The sequence below is a fragment of the Variibacter gotjawalensis genome, assembly GCF_002355335.1.
GTDB classification, from domain to species: Bacteria; Pseudomonadota; Alphaproteobacteria; order Rhizobiales; family Xanthobacteraceae; genus Variibacter; species Variibacter gotjawalensis.
Map to the genome: position 1 here is coordinate 569,641 of NZ_AP014946.1, position 26,448 is coordinate 596,088.

The following is a 26,448-nucleotide window of genomic DNA, read 5'->3' on the forward strand; positions in this document are numbered from 1 at the left end:
CGATTGAAACGAAAGCTCCGCCCCGCGCTGCCGCTGCGCCTCTGCCCGGCACGCACACCCAGTTTCACCTCACCTTCGACGATAATCGTCTGGCGTCCGTGCTGTTCGGTCAGTACGGGCAGAATCTCGCGATCATCGAGCGCCGCCTTGGCGTCATGGCGAATTCGCGTGGCAACCAGCTGACGGTCGAGGGCCCACGCGACGGCTGCGAGCAAGCACGCCGCGTCCTGATGGGATTGTACGAAGAGCTCAAACGCGGCCGCGAAGTTGCGCCCGGCGACGTCGAAGGCGCGGTGCGCCAAGCCGTCGCGCAAGGTTCGCTCTTCACATTCGAGCCCGGCACGCAATCCGGTTTCGAAGAGATCAGCCTGCGCAAGCGGCCGATCCGGGCCCGTACGGCCGGTCAGGACGCTTACATTCGTGCGCTGAAACGCAACACGATGGTGTTCGGCACCGGTCCGGCCGGCACCGGCAAGACGTGGCTCGCCGTCGCGCACGCCGTATCGTTGTTCGAACGCAAACAGATCGATCGCATCATCATGACGCGCCCGGCCGTCGAGGCCGGCGAACGACTCGGCTTCCTTCCGGGCGACATGAAGGAGAAAGTCGATCCTTACTTGCGTCCGATCTACGACGCACTCGGCGACTTGATGGATTCGCGCATCGTCGAACGCGCGATGCAGACCGGCGAGTTCGAAATCGCGCCGCTCGCCTTCATGCGCGGCCGTACATTGTCGAACGCCTGCATCATTCTCGATGAAGCGCAGAACACGACGTCGATGCAGATGAAGATGTTCTTGACTCGTCTCGGCGAGAACAGCCGCATGATCATCACGGGCGACCCGAGTCAGATCGATCTTCCGCCGGGTCAAAAGTCCGGATTGTCGGAAGCCGTGCGCTTGCTCGCCAATATCGAGGACATCGGCCACATCAACTTCACGGCACAGGACGTCGTGCGTCACGAACTCGTCGGCCGCATCGTCACGGCTTACGAAGCCGCATCGGCGCGTCCAGAGCCGAAGGAATGACGCGCGCGAAGACAGCGCCGGCCAAGGCTGCGCGCGTCAAAGCCGACATTCTGATCCAATCGCGCCGTTGGGATCGTCTTGCGCGCGCAAAATCCATCATCCGTCGCGCACTCGATGCGGCGGCTGAAGGATCTAAGACAACATCCGCCGAAGTCACCGTCGTACTGACGCACGACAAGGCGATCCGTGAGCTTAATCATCAATTCCGCGGCTTCGACAAAGCGACCAACGTACTTTCGTTTCCTTCTGCGGCGCCCGATGGTCACATCGGCGATATCGTCATCGCCTACGAGACGATGGCGCGCGAGGCGAAGGACGACGCGAAGACTCTCGGTCATCATCTCTCGCACATGGCCGTTCATGGCTTTCTCCACCTCGTCGGCCACGATCACGAGAACCCACGCGAGGCGAACAAGATGGAAGCGCTGGAAAAGCGCGTCCTCGCGACTCTCGGCATCGCGGACCCATACGCCGACACTGACGTCGTGAAAGCCAAAAAGTCTTCTCGCAAGTCGCGCTAGATGTCCGCATGCTGAACCGCATCGCCAACAAAGTGCTGCTGCTGTGGGGCTGGCAACGTGCCGCGCTCGCATGCGCGGCCGGCGCCGCGTCGGCACTGGCGATGGCGCCGTTTCATTTCTGGCCGATCCTCTTTATCACGTTTCCGATTTTGATTTGGCTGATCGACGGCGCCAGCGCAGGAAAACGCGGACGCATCGTCTCCGCCGCCGTCACCGGCTGGTGGTTCGGCTTCGGCTATTTCGTCGCCGGACTGTACTGGCTCGGCATCGCCTTCCTGGTCGATGCGCACACCTTCGCGTGGCTGATGCCGCTCGCCGTCGTCGGCTTGCCCGCGGGTCTCGCTTTCTTCACGGCGCTCGGCACAGCCATCTCCGGCGCATTCTGGATCGGCGGCCCGGGCCGCATCCTGATCTTCGTCGCCGCGATGACCTTCGTCGAATATCTGCGCGGGACGATCCTCTCCGGCTTTCCGTGGAATGCGTTCGGCTACGCGCTCGGCGCGCCGCTCGCGCTCGCGCAGAGTTTCTCGCTTGTTGGCCTGTGGGGCATGACGCTGATTGCGCTCGCGGTGTTCTCCTCGCCCGCCGCGCTGTCGGACGAGACGAAGCGCCGATGGGTCCCGCTCGCGATCTCGATCGTCGTGCTCATCGCGATGACGGCGTTCGGCTTCTGGCGTCTTGAGTCTCATCCGACCGAGTTCGTCGAAGGCCCGAAGCTGCGCTTGATGCAGCCGAACTTGCCGCAAGACGTAAAGTTCAACTACGGCGCCAAAGCCGATGTGATGAAGCGCTATCTCGATATCTCGCAGCGTACACCTTCGAGCGACAAGCCGAACCTCTACGGCGTTACGCATCTCGTCTGGCCCGAGTCCGCGTTTCCGTTTCTGCTGACGCGTGAGCCTGACGCACTCGCGCAGATCGCCGAGCTTTTGCCGCAAGGCACGATGCTTATCACGGGCGCAGCGCGTCTCGCGCCGCAAGTCGCCGGACGTCTGCAGGCTTACAACTCGATCTACACGATCGCCGACGATGGCTCGATCGTCGAGACTTACGACAAAGTGCACCTCGTCCCATTCGGCGAGTATCTGCCGGTCCAGTCGCTGCTCGAGAGCATCGGGCTGCAGCAGCTGACGAAAGTGCGCGGCGGATTCACCTCGGGCCAATCGCGCGCATTGCTGACGATCGCCGGCTTGCCGCCCGCCGTTCCGCTGATCTGTTACGAGGTGATTTTCCCCGCCGCGATCACGGCGCCGGGCGAGCGTCCCGGATTCATGTTGAACCTCACCAACGATGGTTGGTTCGGCAACAGCACCGGGCCATACCAACATTTTCACCAGGCACGGATGCGCGCGATCGAAGAAGGCTTGCCGCTCGTGCGTTCCGCCAACACGGGCATTTCGGCATTCGTCGACGGCTATGGCCGAACCACCGCATCGCTTCCGCTTGGCGCTGAAGGCAGCCTCGACGGCGCGCTCCCGAAAGTCATCACAGCGCCGCCGTTTGCCCAATGGGGCAACACGTTGCCTCTTTTTCTGTGGCTCGTGTGGCTTGCATTTTCGGTTGCAGCATGGTGGGCTGCGCGCGTTACGAAGACTAATGCAGGGTTGCGTTTTCAACCTCAGGCATTATAAGAACTTCGTTACCGAGTTTATTAGAAATAGCTCGTTAGAGCGTTATTTTCTAGGAACTTGATCTCTCTACTTTTGACCAGCTGACCAACTTCTTGATTTTATTAACACGCGTTCAATCCATTTTCATATTTTATTGGGAAGATAATCATGTTAAAAAAAGCTCCGAACCCAGTCGATAAGCACGTTGGTTCGCGCGTTCGTATGCGCCGTATGATGCTCAGCATGAGCCAGGAACGGCTCGGCGACGGACTGGGGCTCACCTTCCAGCAAGTTCAAAAATACGAAAAAGGCACTAATCGCATTGGTGCGAGCCGCCTTCAGCAAATCTCGGAAATGCTGCAAGTGCCGGTATCCTTCTTTTTCGAAGGCGCGCCGACGGCCGACATTTTGGCCAATGGTCATAGCGGCGGGAATGGTTTCGACGAAGCTCCGTCCCCGGCCTATGTCTCGGACTTCTTGGCAACTTCGGACGGCCTCGCGCTGACCAAGGCCTTTGTCCGCATTGGCGATGCCAAGCTCCGCCGCAATATCGTCGACCTGGTCGCGAGCATTGCGGACAAACAACCGGCGGCTCAAGTGACGACGCAGCCGCAGCCGAGCCTTGTATCGTAAGGCGAAAACTTAGGCGGTCGGCTCCTTCTTAGCCGCCGCGGGTTCAGGATAGTCTGCTTGACCGGGCGAGCGCGTGCTGCGAAAAAGCACGCGCCGCCTGCGGTTACTGCAGCGGATCAACTGAATCCACCCACGAGGAGCTTCTGGTGTCTCGTAAGAGCTATTTGTTCACGAGTGAATCTGTCTCTGAGGGACATCCCGACAAGGTCTGCGATCAAATCTCCGACGCGATCCTCGACGCCTTCTTGGCGAACGACGTCAAGCTCGGCATTGCGGACGACAGTCTCGTCAATACCCGGCTTGGCCTCGAAACCCTGGCGACGACGAACAAGATCGTCATTGCGGGCGAAGGCCGCGGACAAGCTCCGTTTTTCACCAAGTACAAGGGCCACGCGGTCGTAAACCGCGAGATGCTGACCGACATCGCGCGCGGCGTCATCAAGGACATCGGCTATAATCAGGATGGGTTCTCCTTCCATGGTGCCGACGTCGAAGTTCTTCTGCATGGTCAGTCGCCCGACATCGCGATGGGCGTCGATGCCAAGAAGAAGAAAGACGGCGACCAGGAAGGTGCCGGCGATCAGGGCATGATGTTCGGCTATGCCTGCACGGAGAGCGAAGTTTACGAGAAGAACTCGTTCATGCCGGCGCCGATCTATTTCGCGCACAAGATCCTGAAGGTCCTCGCCGACCAACGCCACAGCGGCAAGCTCGCCGACCTGCAGCCGGACGCGAAGAGCCAAGTCACAGTGCAGTATGTCGACGGCAAACCGGTTGGCTGCACAAAGGTCGTGGTCTCGACCCAGCACAACGAACAGAGCCGCAACGGCAAAAAATACACACCCGGCCTGGTCAAGGAACTGATCTCGACGGCTGTCGAGTCGGCATTACCGAAGGGTTGGATGCCCAAGAAGCCGTCTGACTTCCTCGTCAACCCGACCGGCAACTTCGTCGTCGGTGGTCCGGACGGCGACTGCGGCCTCACCGGCCGCAAGATCATCGTCGACACTTACGGCGGTTACGCTCCGCACGGCGGCGGCGCCTTCTCGGGCAAGGACCCGACGAAGGTTGACCGCTCGGCCGCTTACGCTGCGCGCTATCTCGCCAAGAACGTCGTCGCGGCCGGTCTTGCGACTCAGTGCACGATCCAGGTCGCTTACGCGATTGGCGTCGCCGACCCGATGTCGCTGCTCGTCAACACGCACGGCACCGGCAAGGTCGACGAAGCGAAGCTCGAGAAGGTTCTTCACGAACTCTTCCCGTTGCGCCCCACCAATATCCGCCGCCGCCTGCAGCTCAACAAGCCGATCTACCGCCGCACGGCAGCTTACGGCCACTTCGGCCGCGCGCCGGAGCGTGACGGCGGCTTCTCGTGGGAGAAGACGGATCTCGCCGCGGAGCTGAAGAAGGCATTCTAAGTCTCGCCCATTGGCGAGGGGTCTCAATGACTGAGAAAAACGAAAAGCCCCGCGAGATTTACCGCGGGGCTTTTTTTGGCCGCCGCGTCGGCAAGGCGCTGCGCTCGCACCACACATCGCTGCTCGAGACGTTGCTGCCGCGCGTCGCCGTCGATCTCGCGGCAGCGGCGCCGAGCGATCTTGCATCGCTTTTCGCGAAGCCGGTCCGCGAAGTCGGCCTCGAAATCGGCTTCGGCGGCGCCGAGCATCTCTTAGCGCAAGCCGCACAGAACCCCGACGTCGGCTACATCGGCGCCGAAGGCTTCATCAACGGCGTCGCCAAAGCGCTGAGCGGTATCGAAACAACGCAAACGCAGAATATCCGCCTCTACCACGGCGATGCGACGACACTTCTGCCGTGGCTTCCCGCAGCATCGCTGAGGCGCGTCGACCTTCTCTATCCGGATCCATGGCCGAAGAAGCGGCATCACAAGCGCCGCTTCGTGAACGCCAAGCATCTTGGCGAAATCGCACGCGTGCTCGCGCCGGGCGGCGTGTTCCATTTCGCATCCGACATAGACGATTATGTTGCTTGGACGCTGGAGCGCGTCGCGCAGCAGCCTGCATTTTCATGGACCGCCGAAAAGGCGGACGACTGGCGTTTGCCCTGGCCCGGCTATGTCCAAACGCGATACGAGGCGAAGGCCCATCGGGAAGGACGCAAGTCCTGTTACTTAAGATTTCGGCGCTCTTAACAGCTTGCCAATGCTCACCGAAATCGTGGCTTGCCAACGCGAACCCAAACCTATAGCTATGCGCCCGAACCTGTACCGGCGCTCTGTGCCGATGGACGGTTCTTAGCGCCCGTAGCTCAGCTGGATAGAGCACCAGACTACGAATCTGGGGGTCAGAGGTTCGAATCCTTTCGGGCGCGCCATTTTTCAACGAGAGACCTCGCGATGGGTTACTCTCGATCTACGAGCCTTTAGCTTCGGCCAATCCGGCCTTGGGATACCCGCTAGCGGTTCGCTCAATCGCCAACCACTATCTTGTCTCGCGAAGAGCTTGTATTTCCACTCGCTTAGGTCGACACGTCTTCTTCAGGCTGGCGTCCCGCGAGTTAGAAAAAGTGTCCGACAAAACTTCATCCGCGGCTCCAGCCGAACACGCCGCTCCCAGCGCGATCCCCAGCTATGTCTACGACCCCGAGCGCCTGAAGGCGTTGGACGGTTACGCGATTTTAGACACCGAGCCCGAGCCGGGATTTGACGACATCGTTCAACTGGCGATGTTTATCTGCGAAGCGCCTGTCGCATTGGTCAGTTTGGTCACGAGTGACCGACAGTGGTTCAAAGCACACGCCGGATTTGAGCCGTGCGAGACCGATCTCAACTCTTCGGTCTGCGCTCATGTTCTGGTCGAGCGAGACGTCCTCGTCATAAACGACCTGACCAAAGACCGCCGGACGAGCGCGAACCCGCTTGTCATGAACGACCCCGGCATTCGCTTTTACGCCGGCGCACCTCTTGCGAACGCCGAGGGTCACGTCCTCGGCAGCCTATGCGTCATCGATACGACACCTCGGCCGCAAGGGCTGAGCGCCGCGCAAGTGGCCGGCCTCCGTCAATTGGCATCGCAAGTCATTTCGCAACTCGAGCTTCGGCGCGCGGTGATCGTGCAGCGAGGCTACATCGTCGAGCAGCAGCGAGCAGAAGTCCGTCGCAATGCGCTTTTGCAGATCGGCGACAAACTTCGCGACGCCGAGTCTATGGACGAGGTGACGCAATTTGCGTCGTCGATCGTTGCCGCGACCTTGGGTGCGAGCCGCGCCGGTTTCGGTTTGCTGTCGGAGGACGGTGAATACGTCGACATCGCGCAGGATTGGACGTCTGAAGATCAGATAAGCGTGAGCGGCCGACATCGCTTCGCGGACTACGGCAGACTAGCCGACGACCTCATCGCAGGACTGCCGCTCGTCATCTCAGACGTGACGACCGATGAGCGCACGGCCGCCGACCCATCCCGATTGCTGAAGCTCAACATCAGATCGCTGATCAACCTGGTCGTTTTCGATCACGGGAGACCGGCCGCACTCTTCTTCGTTCACTTCGACACGGTTACTGAATGGCCGCAGGAAGTGCTGACGTTCCTGCGGAATGTCGCGGATCGCGTCGAGAACGGCGTTGCTCGATTGAAGGCCGAACGGCAGCAACGCGTTCTCAATCACGAACTGAGTCATCGCATGAAGAATACGATGGCAATGGTTCAAGCCGTAGCGCGGCAGACGCTGAAGGGCCTCGACGACAAAGCCGCCGTCGATGCATTTGTTGATCGTCTCCACGCCCTCTCGGCAGCGCATGACGTCCTTTTGGCAGGTAGCTGGTTGTCCGCCGATCTGCGCGAGGTTGTCGGCAACGTGACCGCAGCCCTCGGCAGCGATCGGTTCAAACTGACCGGAGCCGCGATGACGATAGGCCCGAGGGCTACGCTGTCGCTGTCACTGCTGCTTCATGAGCTGTCGACAAATGCCGTGAAATACGGCGCCCTTTCCAACGATCTTGGCGTGGTCGATCTATCGTGGCGCGTGGACGACGCGACCAAGGAACTGGTAATCGACTGGCGGGAAAGCGGCGGTCCTACCGTCGGGCCTCCGAGCCAGAAAGGCTTCGGCTCTCGACTGATCGCGATGGGGCTTATTGGAACCGGTGGCGTGACGCTGAGTTATCACACTTCAGGCCTGCACGGTGAATTCCGTGCGCCACTGCTGGAAGTGCAGGCGTCATGACCGGCAAAAAGACGATCCTTATTGTCGAAGATGAGCCGCTCCTCAGGATGGCGGCTGTCGATATGGTCGAAAACGCCGGCTATGACAGTGTCGAGGCGGCCAACGCGACCGAAGCGATCTCAATTCTCGAAAAGCGGACAGATATTAGGGTTGTCCTGTCGGACATCGACATGCCGATGGGCATTGATGGAATGCGGCTGGCTGCGCTGATACGCGACCGCTGGCCCCCGATCGAGATCATTTTGGTATCGGGTCACGTCAGGGCGCCCGACTTACAGTTGCCGGCGCGCACCGTGTTCTTCTCCAAGCCTTATCGCGAAGATGACGTTGTCGCTGCGATCAACAAGTTCGCAGCATAGCGCGCAAGACGCCGCATTTCCGCTGGCTCGCTAGGCATGAGCCGAGGCCGTCGACGCAGCGACATCCGAATTGCTGACTTCGTAAGTCCAGACACGGAATGATTTCAGAAGATGCGGGCCGAACGAATTGATCAGCGGGATATCGGCTGCATCGCGTCCGCGCGCCACGACGATACGGCCGATGCGCGGAATGTTGTTGCGCGGATCGAAGGCGTACCAGCGGTCGCCGAGAAACACTTCGATCCATGCGCTGAAATCCATCGGGTCGACGACCGGTACGCCGATGTCGCCCAGATGTCCGTTGACGTAGCGCGCCGGAATGTTGAGGCAGCGGCATAACGTCAGGGCAAGGTGTGCATAATCGCGGCACACGCCGACGCGTTCATTGAAGGCTTCAAAGGCCGTGCGCGTCGAACGCGCCTGCTGATAGTCGAACTTGATGTGTCGGTGCACGAAATCGCAAACCGCTTGGACGCGCCCCCAACCCGGCGGCGTTTTGCCGAACATGTCCCATGCGGTCTGGCTCAATTTGTCGGTCTCGCAATAGCGGCTGCCGATCAGGTAAACGAGACACTCGTCGGGCAGCGCGTCGATCGGCACTTCGCGCGCATCGTAAGCCGGCGGCTCTGGCACGCCGCTATCTTCGATCGTCGCGTCGCTTCTGATCGTCAGATCGCCTGTTGGCGCGACGAGCCGTCGGCACACGTTCCCGAACAGGTCGTGATAAAGCGACATAGCGACAGGGGGCTCCGTGACAACGACTTCCGGCACGCGAATATCGCCGTCACGCTCGGCATTTATCGAGAGAAGACACACCAACGCTGTCGGCTGTTCGCAATTGATTTTAATCTCGTAGCCGTAGCGTATCAGCATCAAGCGTGCGTCTTTCGTGTCGTTGACGTTGGAGTATCGTGATCGTTCGATCTTATTGGTGCGTGTCGCGGAGGTAGCGCTTGACGTCATTGGACTCAGGTCCCACCAAAGCCACAGCGCTTTTGAGCTGCTTCGGCGTGATGGCAAGAGCCTCCGTCCAGTGCTTCATCTCTTGCTCTTCGTTGACGTTGATTCGGGTGCGGATTGGCTTGTCGCGGTTCGCGGTACGGTCGGCCATGCTTTGACGTCCTTCTTTCAACAATCGCGAAGCGCGGATTGGCTCCGGAAAACGAGATCTGGCTGCGAGCCGGTCCCGACGATGCATGCCAGAACCGGCCGCGCCTGAGCACCGCAACAGTCGAAACCGACTGTCGGGCGCAAGGCCATTATCCAATCGCAGTGCATCGCTCACGCGAAACAGCAGCAATCAGCCCATAGAGATCTGCGACGCGGTCAGCGCACGAGTGGGGCTAGAACGGCGAGCACGCCGATTAGGAAGACCAGCCCGATCAACGCGTAGAGACGCTGAACCGGCGTTCCAAATTTGCTTATTGCAGACATCGAAAGCTCCCAGCGTTGCAGGCGGGAGCGCAATTTGTCTCTCAGGCGTCAGCGCCCGTTCGTATTCGTGGCCGACGATGAAATGAACGTAGCATGCTTCCGGACGACTTAATATCGCAATCGCCGACCCGCGACCGCGCTCAAGTTCGCTGATAGACGATCTGGTTGTGGCCGCCATCGCGTTCGAGAGCCTTCTCAAGCTCAGCATGATCGATAGTCCACATCTCGGTCGTCGACCTGTTTCCGACGTGGATCATCGTTGCGATCCTTCGGTAGACCGGAAACGACAGCTCTTCGATGCACTCCTCATCGATCGACAATCGATACGTTCCGGCCGGTAGTTCGCGATCGACCGCCGTCAAAACAAATGGGTGGCGGAATGTCACCGCAGCATCGCGCGACCGTATCACGGTATCAACCGCGCGAGATCAACTCGCGCTGTGTACGCGATTTCATGGGACAGGGTCGCTGTCTCAATCGCAACGTCGGCGCGCGTTTTGGCTTCGCTCTCGCGTACATTCGCAACGATGTATAAGCGCTTGGCGCCGCGCCAAAGCTCGACGGTTTGATTGGCCGCACGGTTGCGAGCCTGCGAGATCGCGGCGTCTAACGTATGGATTGAGCTCAGCGCGATAGGCTCGCGATGGCGGCCGTCTGCGGAAAGCGGAAAAATTCGGAAGACGTTTGACATCGCCAACTCCTCTGCCTCGAGGCGGGAGCGCGGTCGCGTCTCTCAGTCGCCGACGCCCAAAAACTTGGCCAGCGATACTCGATACATGGGAAGCCGGCATCCGAAGCGAAAGGCTTAAAAGGCCGTGATGTGGCGATATTCGTAGATAACCCTACTTTGTCGGGTTACGAGAGACTACATTCAACTATTGCCGACTTGCGTCGTTCTGGCGTCGGCAGCTGAGAGACCGACAGTGCTCCCGCCCCACAGCGATGGAGCACGTGTCATGCCCGTATTATCGTTTAGTCTCTGCCAGCTTCAGCCACTCGCCGGCCTCGCGCAGCATCTGCGCTTTCCGGTCAAGGTCCTTCACGGCATCCGCGCGCGCCATCAAGTCTTTCGCTTTGGCGAAACACTCTTCCGGGCTGGGCAACCGATCCTTCTTTGGAAAAATGAGAATCTTCCCCTTTTCCTTGTCCTCGGTCATCGGCGTCGCTCCCTCTGGCGGTCGCGCTATTTGACGCCGGGTCCATTAGATATCATTTTTGGCCGAGCCGTCTATGTCGACGCAGCAAACCCCTCCCGCGTATCAGAGGGCGAGAGGGAACCGATGCTGGCCAGTGACCGCTCCAAGGACATCGAGCGCAAGATCAAAGAGTATCTCGAAGAAGCCGCCGATTGCGAAAATCGAGCCGATCGATCGACCACGGCTGAGGGCCGACTCTACTGGCAGGAGCTTGCCGACCGATGGCGCACGCTTGTCGTGCAATTCAGAGATAAGAAGCCTTAGAGCGAGACTTACGGCTCCACCTTTGGCTCCCGTTCCAGCATCAATGCTTCATCGCGGTAGCTCTGTGCGAGCCGCTTCGCGGCGCGCCATTGCGGCCCCGTATTCTCGCGCAAAGCTTCATCGATCTCCTGCGCTCTCCGGCGAAGAATGTGAGAACGGCTGTGCGGTGCGACCGTCGCGATCCGGATCTCATTCGGCGTGTCGTCAACGCGACGCGTGCCGTCCCAAAGCGCGACGCCGAGTTCGCCGGCGCGGCGGCGCGCGGCCTCCCAAGCTTGCCGATCGTCCGCGGCCTTCAGAAATTCGGCCGGGCGAGCAGTCTTGCCGGTGAACGGATCGGAAAACGCAGCACGATAAATCTTCAGCATTTGACAGCTCCCCTGTAAGAAGCGGCCCCCAAAATACAAAGAATTGGTTAGCCTTGCAGCGAACGGATCTGCTCAGTGATGCGCGACGCTTCGTTCAAGCGCACGGCAAGATGCACGGAGCCGTCTTCGGTCTTAACCGCGATCAGAATGACGTCTGGATTATTCTCGGCACGCGTGACCGTCCAATCAGACTCGGTAAACATGACGGACGTGCGCACACAGCCCTTGAGCGTGGCCTGAGTTTCCTCGCCGATCTCGGCATCTCGCGACATCGAAATCTCCATCGCTTGCGAAAGCGGCACCCGTTGCCGGGCGACGGACAACGGATGCCGCCTTCGCTGCGTTCTGCGATGCAGGCGCGGGCTAGTCGATGATGCGAACGATCCGGCGCGTACGCGGCTCGACGATGACGCGGCGCTCGTTCACGTAGGCATACGCATAGTCGCGATGCTCGGGAATGACCGTGACCTCGACCTCGGTCGGCAGCGGTTCGCCGACGACGATCTCGCGTTCGACGCGTACGGAACGGCGCGTGGGCGCACCGGTCACGAAGTTGATGACTGCGCCCGGCACCGCGATCGCCGAGTCGACGACGCCACCAACGGCGCTACCAACCGTCTCTCCTGGAGCCGGCGCGCGACGCTCTTCAATGACCGTCGTCTGCGCCATCGCAGCCATCGTCGAAAGCAGCACAGCGGCTGTCGTAAGTGTGGTGAGCTTCTTCATGATTGTCTCCCGTCTGAAGTGCTTGTGTTTGCGTAGATTAGTTATGGTGATGGTGACGGTGACCACGCTTGATCACGACCACCTTTTTGGTGTGTCCGCGATGCATGCCGCGACCATGATGATGATGACCGTGGCTGTGCTTGATGATGACCTTCTTGCGCACGACTTCGGCGTTGGCCGAAGACATCATCGGCGTCACGGCAAACAGAGCGGCAAGCGCCGTCGTTACGAGTGCGAGCTTTCGCATCGTTGATCTCCTTGTGATTGTTGAACGTTAGGCTTCGATGACAGCAACGATACGCAGTGTGCGCGGATCGATGATCACAACCTCGTCGCCGACGAGGATGTACTTGTAGCCGCGGTAGCGCGGAACAAATTCGACGATTTCGGGCGGCAGAACGTAGATCCGCTGCGAGCGCGGAACCGACGTGCCGACCGACAGCGAGAAGTTCACGCGATCGACGCGACCGCTACGGAAGACCTCACGGCGCTCACGAATCCGCGTGCGCTGTTCGGTGTTGATCTCGACGCTCGTTGCCGGAGCCGCACCCGTATTCGCGCTGCGATCCCGTTCACCGCCGCGTTCACGATCGCCACGCGTCTGGCGTTCGTTACGATCGGCCGGACGCTGCGATTCTTGACGCGAACGCGTCGGCGCGCCTTGGTCGCGCGGTTCTGCGGCACGCTGATCTTGCTGACGGCGGCCGCCCTGATCGTTGGCTGCCGGCGCTTCACGCTGCGAAGAGCGATCGCCGCGATCGCCGCCCTGACGCGACGGAGTTCCGGCCTTCGGAGCACGCGGCTCCTGACCACGCTGTTCCGGCGCAGCGCTTGGCGTGCGTTCGGCGGGCTGAGAAGGATTGGAAGGTTGAGCCGATGGCGCCGACGCTGCCGGCGGGCTCGTTTGCGCTTGTGCCAGTGGCGTGGCGAGTAAGATAGCTAAGGCTGCCGTAGAGCTAAGAAGCTTAGTGTTCATGTTGGCTCTCCTGATGGTGCAGGCCTTGCGGGTCTGCAGGCGCCGCGCAGGTTTGCGACCTGCGACGCCCCCTCTAGCCAGGATGGCTGCGACTACAATCGCGATGGTCGCGAACCGTTCCGCAAATTCTTCGGCGCTTTGTGACGCTTTGTTGCGATCTGTTTCGATCGCGAATTGGCGCGCAGCTTCAACGCTTTGCGTGTTTGAACCGCCGCCTCAAACCCGCCATCGAGATGACTGTTCGTTCAAGTATGCGAAGCTCAGCCCAAGCTATTGATGACAACGCCGGCAGCCGCGACAGCTGTCGTTAGTGCCGTCGTCAAAGCGAGCATGAAGCCGATCAGGCGAAGCCGGTGCGTATCGACCATTGCGACCTCCCGCGAAAAACCCCGGCGTAAAAGCCGGGGTGGGATCGTTAGCGTACGACCTTTTTCTTCACGATCGTTGTGCCGCCGCGATGCTTGATCACGGTTTTCGACCGGGTCGCGCCGTGGTGACGAGAATGGCGCCAGCCGCGGTGCATGTGCCTGCCGCGATCATGCCGGATCACCTTCTTCTTCACGATTGTCGTCTGCGCGCTGACGTCACTCGCATCCGCAATCTGCGCCGAAGCTGGAGCGCTGAAGGTGAAGCCCAATGCGAGGGCTGCAGCAACGATGGCTATTCTTTTCATTGTTTTGGCTTTCGTTGTGACGGTTGACGATGTCAGCAACTCGGCCACATCAGAAACGTTCCAGTGTACGCTGGATGCGCGGCAACTAGCCCTCGCGCCCGATCGCGCGCGCGGCTTTAAGTTCCGCGATCCGCGCATCCGAAAAGCCCCACGCCTTCAGCGCTTCTTCCGTTTGCGCGCCGAACGCCGGCGGCGGGCTCTTGATGCTCGACGGCGTGCGGCTGAAGCGCGGCGAAGGCGCCGGCTGCACGATGCCATCGACAGTTGCGAACGCATCGCGCGCCTTGTTGTGCGGATGATCCGCTGCTTCACTGAAGCTGAGCACCGGCGCGAAGCAGATGTCCGTGCCTTCCATAATCGCGCACCATTCGTCGCGTGTCTTCTGCCGGAAGATCGCCGCGAACTTTTCGCGCATCATCGGCCATTGCGAGCGATCCATCTGCTTCGGCAACGTCTTGGGATCGAGCCCGAGCTTCGCGAGCAGCATCGCGTAGAACTTCTCCTCGATCGAACCGATCGATACAAACTTGCCGTCGAGCGTTTCGTAGACGCGGTAGAAATGCGCGCCGCCGTCGAGAATGTTGCTCTCGCGATCGTCCGACCAATGCCCGGCCGACTGCAGACCGAAACAACCGAGCGCGAGATAGGCCGAGCCTTCGCTCATCGCGACATCGACGACCTGACCTTTGCCGGAATTTTTCGCTTCGATGATCGCGGCGAGCAGACCCATCGCGAGGAACATCGCGCCGCCGCCCATATCGCCGACGACATTCAGCGGCGGCACCGGCTGCTTCGCGGTGCCGATCGCATGCAGCACACCCGAGATCGAGATGTAGTTGATGTCGTGACCCGCCGCCTGCGCAAGCGGCCCGTCCTGTCCCCATCCCGTCATGCGCCCGTAAACGAGACGCGCGTTGCGCGCGAGACAAACGTCGGGACCGAGACCCAACCGCTCCATCACGCCCGGCCGCATCGGATCGATCACGGCATCGGCCTGCGCGATAAGATCGAGCGCCGTCGCGATGCCATCTGGGTGTTTGAAGTCGATCGCGACCGATGGCCGCCCGCGCCGGCGGATGTCCGCCTTCTCGCCGGCGAATTCGAGACCGAGACCCGCCGACGCTTTGCGGTCGAGCCGCACGATGTCGGCGCCCATGTCGGCGAGAAGCGAGCAGCACAGAGGCGCGGGACCGATGCCTGCGATCTCCACGATTTTAACGCCGCTCAGCGGCCCGCCTTGCTTTGCCGAAGTCATGTCCGCCCTTTGCTCGCGTTAGGTCTTTTCTCGCCCTAACCCATCGCGCGCGGCGGCAAATGTCAAACGTAGCAAGGCCCATCGATCAGCGGATGCGCCGCGATGAACTTCTCGTCGATCTCGAGACCGAGGCCCGGGCCTTCGAGCGGCATCACGCAGCCGTTCTGATCGATGCGATACGGAATGCCGCCGACCTCATCGCGGAACGGATTATGTTTTGCGACATCGCCTTCGAAATATCCGGCATTGTCGACAGCCGCGAGCGCGTGGATCGTCACGGCCATATTGATGCCGGTCGCCGACGTATGCGGATTGAACGACAGCTTATAAGCCGACGCCATCGCGGCGATGCGCATCGACTCGGTGAGGCCGCCGGTCTTCGACAAATCCGGCTGAACGAACCCGACCGCGCCTTCTTCGATCAGCCGCGTGAATTCGAAGCGCGTGTAGTGGTTTTCGCCCGCCGCCAGCGGCACATTGCCGAGGCTCGCGCCCGCCGCATAGGAGCGATAGTCGTGCGCCGGGAACGGCTCTTCGAGCCAGCCGACATCGCACGCATCGTAAGCCGGCATCACACGCCGCACGTCCGCGACGCTATAGCCCGTATTGGCATCGACCAGAATATCGATCTCGTCGCCGAGCCTTTCGCGCACAGCTTCGACACGCGCGATATCGCGCTTCACGCTGTCGCCGACGCGCAGCTTCACGGCCCGATAACCCTGCGCGACATAGCCTGCGGCTTCTTCGGCGAGCGACTCCGGCGCCTGATAGCCGAGCGAGATGCCGCCCGCATAGGCGCGGATCGGCCGTGCTGCACCCGCCAGCAGACGATAAATCGGCCACCCCGCAGCCTTGCCGCGAATATCCCACAGTGCGATATCGAGCCCCGAAAGCGCCATCGCGGCTGCCGCGCCCATGCCATGGCTCGCGAGCTGCATCTGATAGACGCGATTCCACACGCCGACCGCGTCGAACGCATCCATGCCGGCGACGAGTTCGCTGATCGTCGTGTCGATCAGGCGCGCGATCGCGCCCGGCGCGCGGCCGTGATGCGCCTCGCCCCAACCCGTGATCCCTTCGTCGGTCTCGACCTTCACGAGCACGGCGTCGCGCTTTACGGCGCGGCCGATGCCGAGGGTCACGTTCTGTCCTTGCGGCACGCGATAGGAGATCGGCACCGCCTTGATGCTACGGATTTTCATGGGCTGTCTTCAGTCGAGGATTTCGGGATTGACGAGATTCTTCGGCCGCTCGCCCTTGAGGATGCGAAGCATCTCTTCGGCCGAACCGATGCCCATCAGGCGCACGCTGGTCGCCGTGAACGATGCCGCGTGTGGCGTCAGCAGAACATTCGCGGTCTGGAACAGCGGGTCTTCGGCCGGCAGCGGCTGCACATCGAAGACGTCGAGCGCGGCACCACCGATGCGGCGCTCACGTAGCGCCGCAACCAACGCCGCCGTGTCGATCACGGGGCCGCGCGAGACGTTGACGATGATTGCAGTCGGCTTCATCAGCGCGATCATCTCGCGGCTGACAAGTCCGCGCGTCTCGTCGGTCAGCGCGCACGTCACCGCAATCGCGTCGCTGCGGCGGAAAAGGTCTTCGAGCGAGACATTCTCAATGCCTTCGCGCGATTTGTTGCTGCGCGATGCGCCGAGCACCGTCATGCCGAAGCCGTTGCGCGCGATATTCGCGACGCGGCTGCCGATCGCGCCGACGCCGATGATGCCGAGTGTCGAGCCTCCGAGCTCGCCAAAGCCGCTCGTCTCGGCACGGCCCGCATCCCACCCCTTGGCGCGGAATGCCGCGTCGGCCTTGTAGAGCCCGCGCCGTAGCTCGAACATTGCCGCGATCACATGCTCGGCGACGGCTTGCGTATTGCTGCCCGGCAGATTGGCGACCGCGATCTTCTTCTTCGTCGCTGCCGCCACGGGTATGAAATCGAGCCCGACGCCGTGGCGCACCATGCCCTTCAACTTCGGCGCATGATCGACGATGTCGTCCGGCAGCTTTGCGCGCACGATAATGCCGTCGACGTCTTGCGCGAGCTTGCGCAAGGTGTCGGCGCCGACATCCGGCGCGATCACGAGCTCATGCGCTGCGCGAAGCAGCCCCTCGCCTTCCGGATGCATGCCGTTGGTCAGGAGAATTTTTGCCATCACGCCTTCCGATACTTCTCGATCACGGCGCGATCGACATCGATGCCGAGACCCGGCCCGTCTGGAATCTTGACGATACCGTTCTTCTGGCGGATCGGGGTTTTGGCGAGGTGATCGCGGAACGGGTTTTCCTCTTGCTCGAATTCGAGCAGCGGCGGACGCGGGAAAAGCGACGGCGGCTGATCCGGAATCGCCGCGATGAAATGCAGCGTCGCGGCAAGACCGACTGCGGAACCCCACGCATGCGGCACGCATTCGACGCCGTGCGTGATCGCCATGGCGGCGATCTTCTTACACTCCGAAATGCCACCGGCCGCGCAGACGTCCGGCTGCACGATATCCATCGCCTTGCGCACGATCTTGTCGCGGAAGCCCCAGCGCGTGAAATCGTTCTCGCCGCCAGCGACCGCCATATCGAGCGCGCGCGTGACTTCGATATAGCCGTCGATATCTTCGGGCGAGATCGGCTCCTCGAACCAATCGATGTCGAGGTCTTCGAGCTTGCGGCCAAGACGGATCGCGTCCGGCACCGAGAAGCAGTGATTGGAATCGACCATGAGCCGCACATCCGGCCCAATGGCCTTGCGCACGGCGGCGACACGTTCGTAATCGCGCTTCGCGGAGCCGAGACCGATCTTCATCTTGATCGCGCGGAAACCTTCCGAAACGAATTTCTGCGCTTCCTCGACCGCCTCTTCGGTAAGGCGATTCATGTCGATGAAATAGAGCCCCGTTGCGTAAGCCTGCACCTCGGTGCGGAACGCGCCGCCGATCAGCTTATGGATCGGCTTGCCGGTTTCCTTGCCGATGATGTCCCACAGTGCGATGTCGATGCCCGAAATGGCGGAGATCGCCATGCCGGTCATGCCGTAGTCCTTGATGCGATTGTAGAGGCTCTCCCAGATCACCTCGACGTCGAACGGGTCCATGCCGATGACGCGCGGGCCAAGCTGCGTATCGATGAAGCTCTTCGCGACAGCGGACGGCCCATAGCACTCGCCCCAGCCGACGATCCCGTCTTCGGTCTCGATCTCGACGAGGCAAGTGCCTCGAACGCTGTAGAGCCAGCCGCGCGACGACGTAAAAGGCTTCTGCACCGGCGCACTGACGACATGCGCCGTGATTTTCTTGATCTTGCTCATTTCGGATGTCTGCTTTCAACGCGATTTAGTTCGAGGCTTCCTTCGGGAACACCTGTTCGGCAACGGCCTTCAGCGCTTTCGCGACCTTGCCGACTTCTTCGTCCAGCGCCTTGCCGGTGAGATCGTCGACGAGGAACGAGTTCTGATCCGAGAAGGTCTTGAAGCGTTGGTCCAACATCGCTTTGCGGAATGCGCCGATGATGCGCTCGCGGATCTCCGGCGGAAGGTTTGCGGGTCCGGCGAGGTACGCCATCTGCACGATCGGGCCGTACGGGAAAACGTCGATGCCCTTTTCCTTGAACGTCGGCACATCCGGGAACACGGCAAGGCGCTCGTTCGCGAACACGCCGAGCGGCTTGATCAGATTGTCCTGAATCTGCGCGATGGTCTCCGAGGGCTTCAGCACGCCGGCCTGGATGTGTCCGCCCGTGAGGTCGCCGACCACTTTCGCGCCGCCCGGATATGGAACGTTCGTGTATTCGACGCCGGCCGCTTTCGCCGTCATCGCCGCGAAGATGTGGTTGACGTTGTAAGTGCCGGGTGTGCCGATCGAGACCTTGCCGGGATTCTGCTTCATGTGGGCGATGAATTGCTCGATCGTCTGGTGCGGGCCCTTCGCGGGCACCAGCAGCATCAGCGGATCGGTCGAAATGCGCGCGAGATGCGTGAAGTCTTCGTTCTTCAGCGGCGTCTTGCCCTGCGCGATGACGGCGAGCGTAGACGACGTACCCATGCCGATCGTGTAGCCGTCCGGCGCTGCCGCCGCGACACGGCGCATACCGACGGTCCCGGTCGCACCCGCGACGTTCTCGACGATGATCGAGATGCCCTGCTCTTTCAGCAGCGGCTGCAGAGCGCGCGCCATGATGTCGTTAGACCCGCCGGCGTTCCAGGGCACGATCAGCGTGACCTCGCGGTTCGGATAAGCTTGAGCAGAAGCGGATGTTGCACTGGCCGCCACAGCGGCCGCAGTCCCCAGCATAAGTTGTCGACGATCCAGCATGGCGCTTCCCTCATGTCTTGTTCTTTGTTATAACAAACAACGCAAGCGGCCATGTGTCAAGCCGCCGGAGACGCAATGCGGTCGAGCGAAGCCACCCTGCGGAAGATCGAACGTGAGCCCCTGTGGGATCTCGCGCACGATCAGCTGCGCGGCGCGCTGCTCGCCGGCCGTTTCGAGCCGGGCCGCGTCCTCACCCTGCGCTATCTTGCTGAAATGTTTGGCACTTCGATCACGCCAGTGCGCGATGCGGTGACACGATTGGTGGCGCAAGGGGTGTTGCAGCAAGGCGCCCGCAACGCTGCGGTCGTCCCTCGCCTGTCGTCCCGCGAGCTTCGCGATCTCACCATCGTGCGCTGCGAGCTTGAAGGCCGGGCGGCCCGTGAGGCCGCCGCCAAGGCAAGCGACAGCGCCATCGCGAGCCTCGAAAAGCACCTCGCCAGCATGCGCCGCCTGATCGAGGCGCAGGATTGGCCGCGCTACCTCGACGAGCATCGCGGCTTTCACTTCGACCTTTACGCGTTGGCCGACATCCCGTTGCTCGGCGAGATGATCGAGAATCTCTGGCTCCGCTGCGGCCCGGCTTTGTCGTACGTCGTGCCGCACTACGTGCTGCTACTCAAAGGCACGGACCGGCACGCCGCCGCACTCACGGCCCTCCGCGCAAAAGACGCGGCCGGCGCCGAAGCCGCGATCGTCGCCGACATCGAGGAAGCCGCGCGCTATCTCGGCACCCTCGCCGACCCATCCGGACATCTCTCACCACCGGCCGCCTAGAGCCCAAGCGGCACGCGGCTTGCGATCAGCTCTGCATATTGTCTGACGACGTCTCTTTTCGAGACAAAGACCCGATTTCTCTAGCGATTCAATAGGCCGTCATGACCCATATTATCGACTCGGTGTCCCTCATTTCCTCGATCGGCGCAGCCGGATTCGAACACGCACAGCGCCAGTTCGATGAGATCGACGCGAAATCCTATGATCGTCACTACGTCGTAGTCGAGGACGCGGACCTCGATCTCTTCAAGCCCTTCCATCGCGATCGCCGCGTCGTTCTTCCGCTCTCCGTGTTTCTTCCCGAGTGGCTGTCGGCCACGCCCGTTCTGCGCTGATACGATCGCTCCTATCACTGGTCGTCACGTTCCCTTCCGCTTAGCGATTGGCACCTTCGTCAGCTCGCCGTGCTGAAAGCTGCCGCGACATTGCCGGACCGGCGCTTCTGCTGGCTCGATGGTTATGATCGCGCGCCGTCGCGCGTTTGGACCGACAACGCATACGGTCTCCTCGGTCTGCCGTTAACCGAACGCGAAACCCCCGAATGGATGGCGGTCTGGGAGCGCGACAAGATCAACGCGATGCTGACGCACATCGAGCGTCTATCAGGCTGCGCTTGGGATAAGACGTTAGCGCGCATCCGCCACATTTCGGCGCACGATCTGTACGCCACCTATATTCGGCACGAGACTGCACTCCGGCGCTCTCTAGCTTACGAAGCGAAAAATCGCGCCGCGTTCGCAGCTATAACGTAACGATAAGTCCGGTCAGATCGTAGTAAGGCTATCACGGCTTCGCCATCGCATTGCCGCAAGAGGCGTGTTACATCTCGGATCATGGTCGCCCGCGCCACCATCGTTAAGTTTCTCGTCGCGTTCGCCGCACTTGTCGTGCTGGCGTTCCCGAACGATGCGCGCGCTCATGGCGGCCACGATCATGCGCCTCTGGTGCTGAAGTCGTCGGCGCCGGTTCATGCTCCGGCCTCGATCGTCAAGCGTTTGATGAATACCGACGCACTGATCGCCATAACGGCAGAGGTTGACGAAATCTATGCCGTCAGCGTCTCCGCCCGCGCGGACGACACGCACGACTGCGCGGAACGCGGTTGCGATAACCCATTCCAATACGGCTCGGTCGGCACGGCCCTCGCTGCGTCGTATCCGCTCGTCCTCACCGATCATGCGCAAAGCGCGCTTGTGACGGCGCATATCGACGCGCCGGCCGGTATCCTGTCGGTCTACGACGGACCACCACCCAAAGTCCTTGCCTAACTAAACGACTAAAGCGTCGCGTCTGACACGCATGCCGCAAGGCTGCGCCGCGCACGCACCTTCGGTTTACGGCTAAGGACTTCGGCAATGCATGTTCAGTGGATTCGCGCATTCGCGGCGATTCTCGTCATCCTTTTCCAGCTCGGCAACGCGCGAGCGCATGAAGGCCACGATCACGGCCCGGAAGCGCCGGCCGCGCCCGCGAACGTGATCCCGCGCGGCGAAGCGCGTTCGGATGTGTTCGAACTCGTAGCCACCGCGCAGAACGGCAACCTCGTCCTTTTCCTCGATCGCGCGAAGAACAACGAGCCGATCCTTGATGCAACGATCGATGTCGAAACGCCCGAAGGGCCGGCGAAAGCCGAAGCGCAGAAGGACGCGACCTACACGCTGAAAGCGCCGTGGCTCGCCAAAGGCGGCCACATCGACCTCATCTTCACGGTCACGGCCGGCAGCGACTCGGACGTTCTATCGCTCGCGATCGATGTTCCGAACCCGTCTGCCGAGTCCGCCGCCAAGCGCGCGGGCCTCCGCACCGCCGATCTCCTAAAACTTGAGATTCTCGTGCCCACCGGCGTCGGATTTCTCCTGGGCATCCTCGTGATGATCTTCGGCCGCCGCCGCAGCGTCGCGGCAGCTATCGTTGTCGGCGCGATGCTCGTCGCGCCACCGGCCCGCGCCCACGAAGGTCACGATGGCGCCGAACCCGCAGCTCCCGCCGGCGCGAGCGACCGCGCGACGCGTCAGCCCGACGGCGTCATCTTCGTGCCGAAGCCGGTGCAGCGCGTGTTCGGCTTGCGCACGCAGGAGACTGTCCGCGCGCCGCAGCATCGCGCTCTCGAACTACCGGGCCGCATCATTCCGGATCCGGCCGCCAGCGGTTTCGTGCAAACCGCCATCGGCGGCCGCTTGTCCCCTCCCGAGAAAGGCTTCCCGCGCCTCGGCAGTCGCGTGAAGAAAGGCGACGTCGTCGCCTACGTCACGCCGCCGGTGCAGACCGTCGACGTCTCCGATATGCGTCAGCGCCAGGGCGAGATCGATCAGCAGATCGCCATCGTCGAACGTCGCGTCGCGCGCTACGAGTCGCTCGCGCCGAGCGGCGCTGTCCCGCGCTTCCAGCTCGAAGAGGCAAAGCTCGAACTGCAAGGCCTGAAAGACCGCCGCGCCGCGCTCGACAAAGTGCGCCGTGACCCCGAGGAGCTGATCGCACCCGTCGACGGCATCATCGCAGAAGGAACGCCGGTCGCCGGACAAATCGCGCAGAGCAACTCGGTGATCTTCCAGATCGTCGATCCCGACAAACTCTGGATCGAAGCGCTGAGCTTCGAAGCGATCCGCGACATCGTCTCGGCCTCCGCGCTCTCGACGAACGGCAAGCCGATGACGCTTCGCTTCCTCGGCGCAGGCTTCACGGACCGCAGCCAGTCGGTGCCAGTCCACTTCGCGATCAACGCCGACACCGCAGCGCTGCGCGCCGGGCAGCTCCTCACCGTGACGGTGCAGACGCCGGATGGCCGCGAAGGCATCGCGATCCCGCGCAACGCAGTGGTACGCGCCAGCAACGGCCAACATTTCGTCTTCGAGCACGTGTCGGCCGAACGCTTTCAGCCGCGCGCTGTCCGCGTCGAGCCGCTCGATGCCGAGAGCGTCCTCATCCTCGCCGGCGTGGAGCCCGGAAAGCGCCTCGTGACTCTCGGCGCCGAACTGCTCGACCAGGTGCGCTGACATGTTCACGTTCCTCGTCACCCAATCGCTGCGCAACCGCGTTCTTGTTCTCGCGCTTAGCGCCGCGCTGATGGCGCTCGGCGCTTTCAGCATCAGCCGCCTGCCTGTCGACGTGCTGCCGGACCTCAACAAGCAGACCGTCACCATCATGACGGAAGCCGAAGGCCTCGCGCCGCAAGAGGTCGAGTTGCTCGTCAGCTTCCCGATCGAGACGCAGATGAACGGCGTGCCGGGCGTCACGCGCGTGCGTTCGGTCTCCGGCGTCGGCCTTTCGTTCGTCTACGTCGAGTTCGATTGGAGCGCCGACGTCTATCGCAACCGGCAGCTGGTCAACGAACGCCTCGCGCTCATCCGCGAGCAGCTCCCCGCCAATGTCACGCCGATGCTCGGCCCGATCTCGTCCCTTATGGGGCAGATATCGATGTTCGCCGTGACGAGCGACACGGCAAGCCCAATGGAACTGCGCGAGCTTGCGGACTTCACGATCCGCCCGCGCCTCATGAGCATTCCGGGCGTCGCCCAGGTGATCCCGATCGGCGGCGAAGTCCGCCAGTATCGCGTTGCGCCGCAGCCTGCCGCGATGCGCGCGCTCGGCATCACCTTCGCGGAGCTCGAACAAGCGATCGCGCAGTTCGGCACCAACACGGGCGGCGGCTTTACGGAGTTCAATGCCCGCGAATATCTCATTCGCAATATCGGCCGCACGACGAGCCTCGACGACCTGCGTTCCGTCGTCGTCGCCAAGACCGAAGGCCGGCCGATCTTCCTGCGCCAAATCGCCAATGTCGATTATGCGGCGCGCGTGAAGCGCGGCGACGCCGGCTATATGGGCTCACCCTCCGTCATCGTCGCGGTCGAGAAGCAGCCCGCCGTCGACACGGTCGCGCTGACGAAACGCATCGAAGCCGCGCTCAACGAAATGCAGCCCAGCCTGCCTTACAACGCGAAAGTCACCAACCAGGTCTTCCGGCAGGCAAACTTCATCGAGACCTCGGTGAAGAATGTACAGACCGTGCTGCTCGAAGCCGGCGTCGTCGTCGCGATCGTGCTCTTCATGTTCCTCTTGAACTGGCGCACGACCTTCATCTCGCTGACCGCAATCCCGGTCTCGATCCTCACCACCGCGGTCGTGTTCTACTTCGCCGGGCTCTCGATCAACACGATGACGCTCGGCGGCATCGCGATCGCGATCGGCGAACTCGTTGACGACGCGGTGGTCGACGTCGAAAACATCTTCCGCCGCCTGCGCGAAAATCGCGAGGCCGGCAATCCGCGCTCGGTCTTCGACGTCGTCGTCAGCGCTTCGCAGGAGGTGCGATCCGGCATCGTCTACGCGACGATGATCATCGTGCTGGTCTTCGTGCCCCTGTTTGCACTCGGTGGCATCGAGGGCCGGCTCTTCTCGCCGCTTGGCCAGGCCTACATCATCTCGATCCTCGCGAGCTTGCTCGTGTCAATCACGCTCACGCCCGTGATGGCTTACTATCTGCTGCCGGGCCTCAAGAACCTGCACGAGCGCGAAGGCTGGCTCGTGCGCACGCTCAAGCGCGGTTACGCGGCGGCCCTCGACGCCGTCTACGGTTACGGCCGCGCCATCGTCGCAACGACGGTCGTGATGGTGTTCTTCGCCGCCATCGGCGCCTTCGCGCTGCCGCGCGCGTTCCTGCCGCCTTTCAACGAAGGCACCTTCAACATCCTGGTCCAGCTCAACCCCGGCGTTTCGCTCGCCGAGTCGAGCCGCGTCGGCGCCATCGCGGAACGCCTGCTCCTCGATCTCCCGGAGGCAAAGACGATCGGCCGCCGCACGGGCCGCGCCGAACTCGACGAGCATGCCGAGGGCGTCCACGTCAACGAATTCGAGATGGACCTGAAGCCGACCGAGCGCTCGAAAGCTGAGATCATCGCAGACATCCGCAACCGCCTGGCTGTCCTGCCGGTCAGCGTCAACGTCGGTCAGCCGATCGCGCATCGCCTCGACCACATGCTCTCCGGCATCCGCTCCGAAATCGCGCTGAAAATCTTCGGCGACGATCTCGACGTCATGCGCAACCAAGCCGAAGCTCTGCGCGAGAAACTCGCGAAAGTGCCCGGCCTCACCGATTTGCAGGTCGAACGCCAAGTTCGCGTGCCGCAACTCGAAATCCGCGTCGACTACGCACGCGCGGCACTCTACGGAATCCAACCCGCGACCTTCATCGATCAGCTCAGCCGCCTGTCGAACGGCCGCGCCGTCTCGCGCGTCGTCGACGGCGTCAAACGCTTCGATGTCGTGATGCGGCTCGGCGATGCGCAGCGCAACACGCAGGCGCTCAGCGATCTCTTGATCGAAACGCCATCCGGCTGGATTCCGGCGCGCCTTATCGCGGACATCCGCGAGACCGACGGGCCGAACCAGATCCTTCGCGAAAACGGACGGCGGCGCCTCGTTGTGCTCGCGAACACGGACGGCCGCACCGACGTCGCCAAGATCGTCGAGAATATCCGGCAGGTCCTGCGCGATACGAAACTGCCCGAAGGTTACGTCGCGAGTCTCGAAGGCACTTTTCAAGCGCAGGAGGAAGCCGCCCGCACGATCGGCATCCTGTCGATCATCTCGCTGTCGCTGATCTTCGCGATCCTCTACAGCCGCTATAAATCCGCCGTGCTCGCGCTGATCATCATGGGCAGCGTGCCGATGGCGCTGATCGGCTCGGTCGTTGCGCTCTGGCTCACCGGGCAACCGCTGTCCGTCGCCAGCATGGTCGGCTTCATCACGCTGACCGGCATCGCGACACGTAACGGCATCCTCAAGATCAGCCACATCGTCAACCTGCACATCAACGAGAGAATGCCGTGGGGCCTGGCGTTGCTGACGCGCGGCTGTCTCGAACGCATGACGCCGGTGCTGATGACATCGCTCGCCGCCGGTGTTGCGTTGATTCCACTGCTGGTCGGCGCGGACGCGGCCGGCAAGGAAATCTTGCATCCGGTCGCCGTGACGATCTTCGGCGGCCTCATCTCGGCAACGATCCTCGACGCCTTCGTCACGCCGCTGCTGTTGCTCGCCTTCGGCCGCAAGCCGGTCGAGCGCCTGCGCGCATTCGCGGAGACCGAAGCCGAAAGCAAACCTAACGCTCAACCCGCGACCGCTTCGTATTGAACCAGAACGCGTC

At 61.9% G+C, this 26,448-nt stretch carries 29 protein-coding genes and 1 tRNA gene; 16 read left to right on the top strand and 14 right to left on the bottom strand.

Annotated elements, in window-relative coordinates; genetic code table 11:
• Positions 1-2: 2 nt before the first annotated feature.
• From GJW30_RS02795 to GJW30_RS02835, 9 genes are all read left to right on the top strand, one after another.
• Positions 3-1,028: a PhoH family protein gene (locus GJW30_RS02795; protein WP_430727112.1), complete on the top strand. Its 1,026-nt coding sequence runs from the start codon at positions 3-5 to the stop codon at positions 1,026-1,028.
• Positions 1,025-1,549, top strand: a complete 525-nt coding sequence (ybeY, locus tag GJW30_RS02800) for an rRNA maturation RNase YbeY (protein WP_096351354.1) — start codon at positions 1,025-1,027, stop codon at positions 1,547-1,549. Before GJW30_RS02795 ends, ybeY begins: the two co-directional genes overlap by 4 nt.
• A gap of 8 nt (positions 1,550-1,557) precedes the next feature.
• On the top strand, positions 1,558-3,180 hold the full coding sequence (gene lnt / locus GJW30_RS02805) for an apolipoprotein N-acyltransferase (RefSeq protein ID WP_096351357.1): 1,623 nt from the start codon (positions 1,558-1,560) through the stop codon (positions 3,178-3,180).
• A 147-nt stretch (positions 3,181-3,327) separates the two neighbouring features.
• On the top strand, positions 3,328-3,792 hold the full coding sequence (locus GJW30_RS02810; protein WP_096351360.1) for a helix-turn-helix domain-containing protein: 465 nt from the start codon (positions 3,328-3,330) through the stop codon (positions 3,790-3,792).
• A gap of 146 nt (positions 3,793-3,938) precedes the next feature.
• Positions 3,939-5,210 (top strand): methionine adenosyltransferase, encoded by a 1,272-nt coding sequence (gene metK / locus GJW30_RS02815; RefSeq protein WP_096351363.1) that lies wholly within the window; start codon positions 3,939-3,941, stop codon positions 5,208-5,210.
• Between the two features lie 26 nt (positions 5,211-5,236).
• The gene (gene trmB / locus GJW30_RS02820) at positions 5,237-5,944 is read left to right on the top strand and encodes a tRNA (guanosine(46)-N7)-methyltransferase TrmB (RefSeq protein ID WP_096351366.1); all 708 of its coding nucleotides are present in this window, start codon (positions 5,237-5,239) and stop codon (positions 5,942-5,944) included.
• A gap of 105 nt (positions 5,945-6,049) precedes the next feature.
• Positions 6,050-6,126, top strand: a tRNA-Arg gene (locus GJW30_RS02825).
• A gap of 192 nt (positions 6,127-6,318) precedes the next feature.
• Entirely contained in the window at positions 6,319-7,974 is a 1,656-nt protein-coding gene (locus GJW30_RS02830; RefSeq protein ID WP_096351369.1) for a sensor histidine kinase, read from the top strand.
• Positions 7,971-8,333 carry a response regulator gene (locus GJW30_RS02835; protein ID WP_096351372.1) on the top strand — a complete coding sequence of 121 codons (363 nt, stop codon included), beginning with the start codon at positions 7,971-7,973 and terminating at the stop codon, positions 8,331-8,333. The genes GJW30_RS02830 and GJW30_RS02835 overlap by 4 nt, the downstream gene beginning before the upstream one ends.
• 30 nt (positions 8,334-8,363) lie before the next feature.
• Here GJW30_RS02835 and GJW30_RS02840 read toward each other — a convergent pair whose 3' ends face one another.
• The 3 genes from GJW30_RS02840 to GJW30_RS02850 form a co-directional block, all read right to left on the bottom strand.
• On the bottom strand, positions 8,364-9,206 hold the full coding sequence (locus tag GJW30_RS02840) for a transglutaminase-like domain-containing protein (RefSeq protein WP_096351376.1): 843 nt from the start codon (positions 9,204-9,206) through the stop codon (positions 8,364-8,366).
• A 52-nt stretch (positions 9,207-9,258) separates the two neighbouring features.
• Complete coding sequence (locus GJW30_RS02845; RefSeq protein ID WP_096351378.1) at positions 9,259-9,444, bottom strand: DUF3606 domain-containing protein; 186 nt, start codon at positions 9,442-9,444, stop codon at positions 9,259-9,261.
• A gap of 463 nt (positions 9,445-9,907) precedes the next feature.
• A complete protein-coding gene (locus GJW30_RS02850; protein ID WP_245408634.1) occupies positions 9,908-10,153 on the bottom strand; it encodes a hypothetical protein in 246 nt (81 codons plus the stop codon).
• Between the two features lie 570 nt (positions 10,154-10,723).
• Here GJW30_RS02850 and GJW30_RS22925 point away from each other — a divergent pair.
• A complete protein-coding gene (locus GJW30_RS22925) occupies positions 10,724-11,227 on the top strand; it encodes a hypothetical protein (protein ID WP_165391603.1) in 504 nt (167 codons plus the stop codon).
• 8 nt (positions 11,228-11,235) lie between these two features.
• Here the strand turns inward: GJW30_RS22925 and GJW30_RS02870 are convergent, their stop codons facing one another.
• The 11 genes from GJW30_RS02870 to GJW30_RS02920 form a co-directional block, all read right to left on the bottom strand.
• Positions 11,236-11,595: a hypothetical protein gene (locus tag GJW30_RS02870; protein WP_096351393.1), complete on the bottom strand. Its 360-nt coding sequence runs from the start codon at positions 11,593-11,595 to the stop codon at positions 11,236-11,238.
• A 47-nt stretch (positions 11,596-11,642) separates the two neighbouring features.
• Positions 11,643-11,867 (bottom strand): hypothetical protein, encoded by a 225-nt coding sequence (locus GJW30_RS02875; protein WP_130364732.1) that lies wholly within the window; start codon positions 11,865-11,867, stop codon positions 11,643-11,645.
• A 91-nt stretch (positions 11,868-11,958) separates the two neighbouring features.
• Complete coding sequence (locus GJW30_RS02880) at positions 11,959-12,321, bottom strand: DUF1236 domain-containing protein (RefSeq protein ID WP_096351396.1); 363 nt, start codon at positions 12,319-12,321, stop codon at positions 11,959-11,961.
• A 37-nt stretch (positions 12,322-12,358) separates the two neighbouring features.
• Positions 12,359-12,568 carry a hypothetical protein gene (locus tag GJW30_RS02885; RefSeq protein WP_096351398.1) on the bottom strand — a complete coding sequence of 70 codons (210 nt, stop codon included), beginning with the start codon at positions 12,566-12,568 and terminating at the stop codon, positions 12,359-12,361.
• A 27-nt stretch (positions 12,569-12,595) separates the two neighbouring features.
• Positions 12,596-13,297 (bottom strand): DUF1236 domain-containing protein, encoded by a 702-nt coding sequence (locus tag GJW30_RS02890; protein WP_096351400.1) that lies wholly within the window; start codon positions 13,295-13,297, stop codon positions 12,596-12,598.
• Between the two features lie 415 nt (positions 13,298-13,712).
• Entirely contained in the window at positions 13,713-14,018 is a 306-nt protein-coding gene (locus tag GJW30_RS02895; protein ID WP_130364734.1) for a hypothetical protein, read from the bottom strand.
• A 37-nt stretch (positions 14,019-14,055) separates the two neighbouring features.
• Positions 14,056-15,225, bottom strand: coding sequence for a CaiB/BaiF CoA transferase family protein (locus GJW30_RS02900; protein WP_096351406.1), 1,170 nt, complete (start codon positions 15,223-15,225; stop codon positions 14,056-14,058).
• A 62-nt stretch (positions 15,226-15,287) separates the two neighbouring features.
• Complete coding sequence (locus tag GJW30_RS02905; protein ID WP_096351409.1) at positions 15,288-16,427, bottom strand: mandelate racemase/muconate lactonizing enzyme family protein; 1,140 nt, start codon at positions 16,425-16,427, stop codon at positions 15,288-15,290.
• A gap of 9 nt (positions 16,428-16,436) precedes the next feature.
• On the bottom strand, positions 16,437-17,384 hold the full coding sequence (locus tag GJW30_RS02910; protein ID WP_096351411.1) for a hydroxyacid dehydrogenase: 948 nt from the start codon (positions 17,382-17,384) through the stop codon (positions 16,437-16,439).
• Positions 17,384-18,526 carry a mandelate racemase/muconate lactonizing enzyme family protein gene (locus tag GJW30_RS02915; RefSeq protein ID WP_096351414.1) on the bottom strand — a complete coding sequence of 381 codons (1,143 nt, stop codon included), beginning with the start codon at positions 18,524-18,526 and terminating at the stop codon, positions 17,384-17,386. The genes GJW30_RS02910 and GJW30_RS02915 overlap by 1 nt, the downstream gene beginning before the upstream one ends.
• Before the next feature lie 25 nt (positions 18,527-18,551).
• Entirely contained in the window at positions 18,552-19,529 is a 978-nt protein-coding gene (locus GJW30_RS02920; protein ID WP_096351417.1) for a tripartite tricarboxylate transporter substrate binding protein, read from the bottom strand.
• A gap of 75 nt (positions 19,530-19,604) precedes the next feature.
• On the opposite strand from GJW30_RS02920, the gene GJW30_RS02925 reads away from it, so the two are divergent.
• From GJW30_RS02925 to GJW30_RS02950, 6 genes are all read left to right on the top strand, one after another.
• Complete coding sequence (locus GJW30_RS02925; RefSeq protein ID WP_197703764.1) at positions 19,605-20,303, top strand: GntR family transcriptional regulator; 699 nt, start codon at positions 19,605-19,607, stop codon at positions 20,301-20,303.
• A 101-nt stretch (positions 20,304-20,404) separates the two neighbouring features.
• Positions 20,405-20,638, top strand: a complete 234-nt coding sequence (locus tag GJW30_RS02930) for a hypothetical protein (RefSeq protein WP_096351423.1) — start codon at positions 20,405-20,407, stop codon at positions 20,636-20,638.
• Between the two features lie 69 nt (positions 20,639-20,707).
• A complete protein-coding gene (locus GJW30_RS02935; protein WP_096351427.1) occupies positions 20,708-21,055 on the top strand; it encodes a hypothetical protein in 348 nt (115 codons plus the stop codon).
• Positions 21,056-21,136: 81 nt separating this feature from the next.
• Positions 21,137-21,571 (top strand): hypothetical protein, encoded by a 435-nt coding sequence (locus tag GJW30_RS02940; RefSeq protein ID WP_096351430.1) that lies wholly within the window; start codon positions 21,137-21,139, stop codon positions 21,569-21,571.
• A gap of 87 nt (positions 21,572-21,658) precedes the next feature.
• Positions 21,659-23,296 carry an efflux RND transporter periplasmic adaptor subunit gene (locus GJW30_RS02945; protein WP_096351433.1) on the top strand — a complete coding sequence of 546 codons (1,638 nt, stop codon included), beginning with the start codon at positions 21,659-21,661 and terminating at the stop codon, positions 23,294-23,296.
• Position 23,297: 1 nt separating this feature from the next.
• Positions 23,298-26,435, top strand: coding sequence for an efflux RND transporter permease subunit (locus tag GJW30_RS02950; protein ID WP_096351436.1), 3,138 nt, complete (start codon positions 23,298-23,300; stop codon positions 26,433-26,435).
• The last annotated feature ends 13 nt before the right edge of the window (positions 26,436-26,448 follow it).

Excerpts from the sequence above, each read along its gene's own strand:
- ybeY (WP_096351354.1), top strand. The coding sequence starts at position 1,025 with ATGACGCGCGCGAAGACAGCGCCGGCCAAGGCTGCGCGCGTCAAAGCC.
- lnt (WP_096351357.1), top strand. The coding sequence starts at position 1,558 with ATGCTGAACCGCATCGCCAACAAAGTGCTGCTGCTGTGGGGCTGGCAA.
- GJW30_RS02810 (WP_096351360.1), top strand. The coding sequence starts at position 3,328 with ATGTTAAAAAAAGCTCCGAACCCAGTCGATAAGCACGTTGGTTCGCGC.
- trmB (WP_096351366.1), top strand. The coding sequence starts at position 5,237 with ATGACTGAGAAAAACGAAAAGCCCCGCGAGATTTACCGCGGGGCTTTT.
- GJW30_RS02835 (WP_096351372.1), top strand. The coding sequence starts at position 7,971 with ATGACCGGCAAAAAGACGATCCTTATTGTCGAAGATGAGCCGCTCCTC.
- GJW30_RS02840 (WP_096351376.1), bottom strand. The coding sequence starts at position 9,206 with ATGCTGATACGCTACGGCTACGAGATTAAAATCAATTGCGAACAGCCG.
- GJW30_RS02845 (WP_096351378.1), bottom strand. The coding sequence starts at position 9,444 with ATGGCCGACCGTACCGCGAACCGCGACAAGCCAATCCGCACCCGAATC.
- GJW30_RS22925 (WP_165391603.1), top strand. The coding sequence starts at position 10,724 with ATGCCCGTATTATCGTTTAGTCTCTGCCAGCTTCAGCCACTCGCCGGC.
- GJW30_RS02870 (WP_096351393.1), bottom strand. The coding sequence starts at position 11,595 with ATGCTGAAGATTTATCGTGCTGCGTTTTCCGATCCGTTCACCGGCAAG.
- GJW30_RS02875 (WP_130364732.1), bottom strand. The coding sequence starts at position 11,867 with ATGTCGCGAGATGCCGAGATCGGCGAGGAAACTCAGGCCACGCTCAAG.
- GJW30_RS02880 (WP_096351396.1), bottom strand. The coding sequence starts at position 12,321 with ATGAAGAAGCTCACCACACTTACGACAGCCGCTGTGCTGCTTTCGACG.
- GJW30_RS02885 (WP_096351398.1), bottom strand. The coding sequence starts at position 12,568 with ATGCGAAAGCTCGCACTCGTAACGACGGCGCTTGCCGCTCTGTTTGCC.
- GJW30_RS02890 (WP_096351400.1), bottom strand. The coding sequence starts at position 13,297 with ATGAACACTAAGCTTCTTAGCTCTACGGCAGCCTTAGCTATCTTACTC.
- GJW30_RS02900 (WP_096351406.1), bottom strand. The coding sequence starts at position 15,225 with ATGACTTCGGCAAAGCAAGGCGGGCCGCTGAGCGGCGTTAAAATCGTG.
- GJW30_RS02905 (WP_096351409.1), bottom strand. The coding sequence starts at position 16,427 with ATGAAAATCCGTAGCATCAAGGCGGTGCCGATCTCCTATCGCGTGCCG.
- GJW30_RS02910 (WP_096351411.1), bottom strand. The coding sequence starts at position 17,384 with ATGGCAAAAATTCTCCTGACCAACGGCATGCATCCGGAAGGCGAGGGG.
- GJW30_RS02915 (WP_096351414.1), bottom strand. The coding sequence starts at position 18,526 with ATGAGCAAGATCAAGAAAATCACGGCGCATGTCGTCAGTGCGCCGGTG.
- GJW30_RS02920 (WP_096351417.1), bottom strand. The coding sequence starts at position 19,529 with ATGCTGGATCGTCGACAACTTATGCTGGGGACTGCGGCCGCTGTGGCG.
- GJW30_RS02925 (WP_197703764.1), top strand. The coding sequence starts at position 19,605 with ATGCGGTCGAGCGAAGCCACCCTGCGGAAGATCGAACGTGAGCCCCTG.
- GJW30_RS02930 (WP_096351423.1), top strand. The coding sequence starts at position 20,405 with ATGACCCATATTATCGACTCGGTGTCCCTCATTTCCTCGATCGGCGCA.
- GJW30_RS02940 (WP_096351430.1), top strand. The coding sequence starts at position 21,137 with ATGGTCGCCCGCGCCACCATCGTTAAGTTTCTCGTCGCGTTCGCCGCA.
- GJW30_RS02945 (WP_096351433.1), top strand. The coding sequence starts at position 21,659 with ATGCATGTTCAGTGGATTCGCGCATTCGCGGCGATTCTCGTCATCCTT.
- GJW30_RS02950 (WP_096351436.1), top strand. The coding sequence starts at position 23,298 with ATGTTCACGTTCCTCGTCACCCAATCGCTGCGCAACCGCGTTCTTGTT.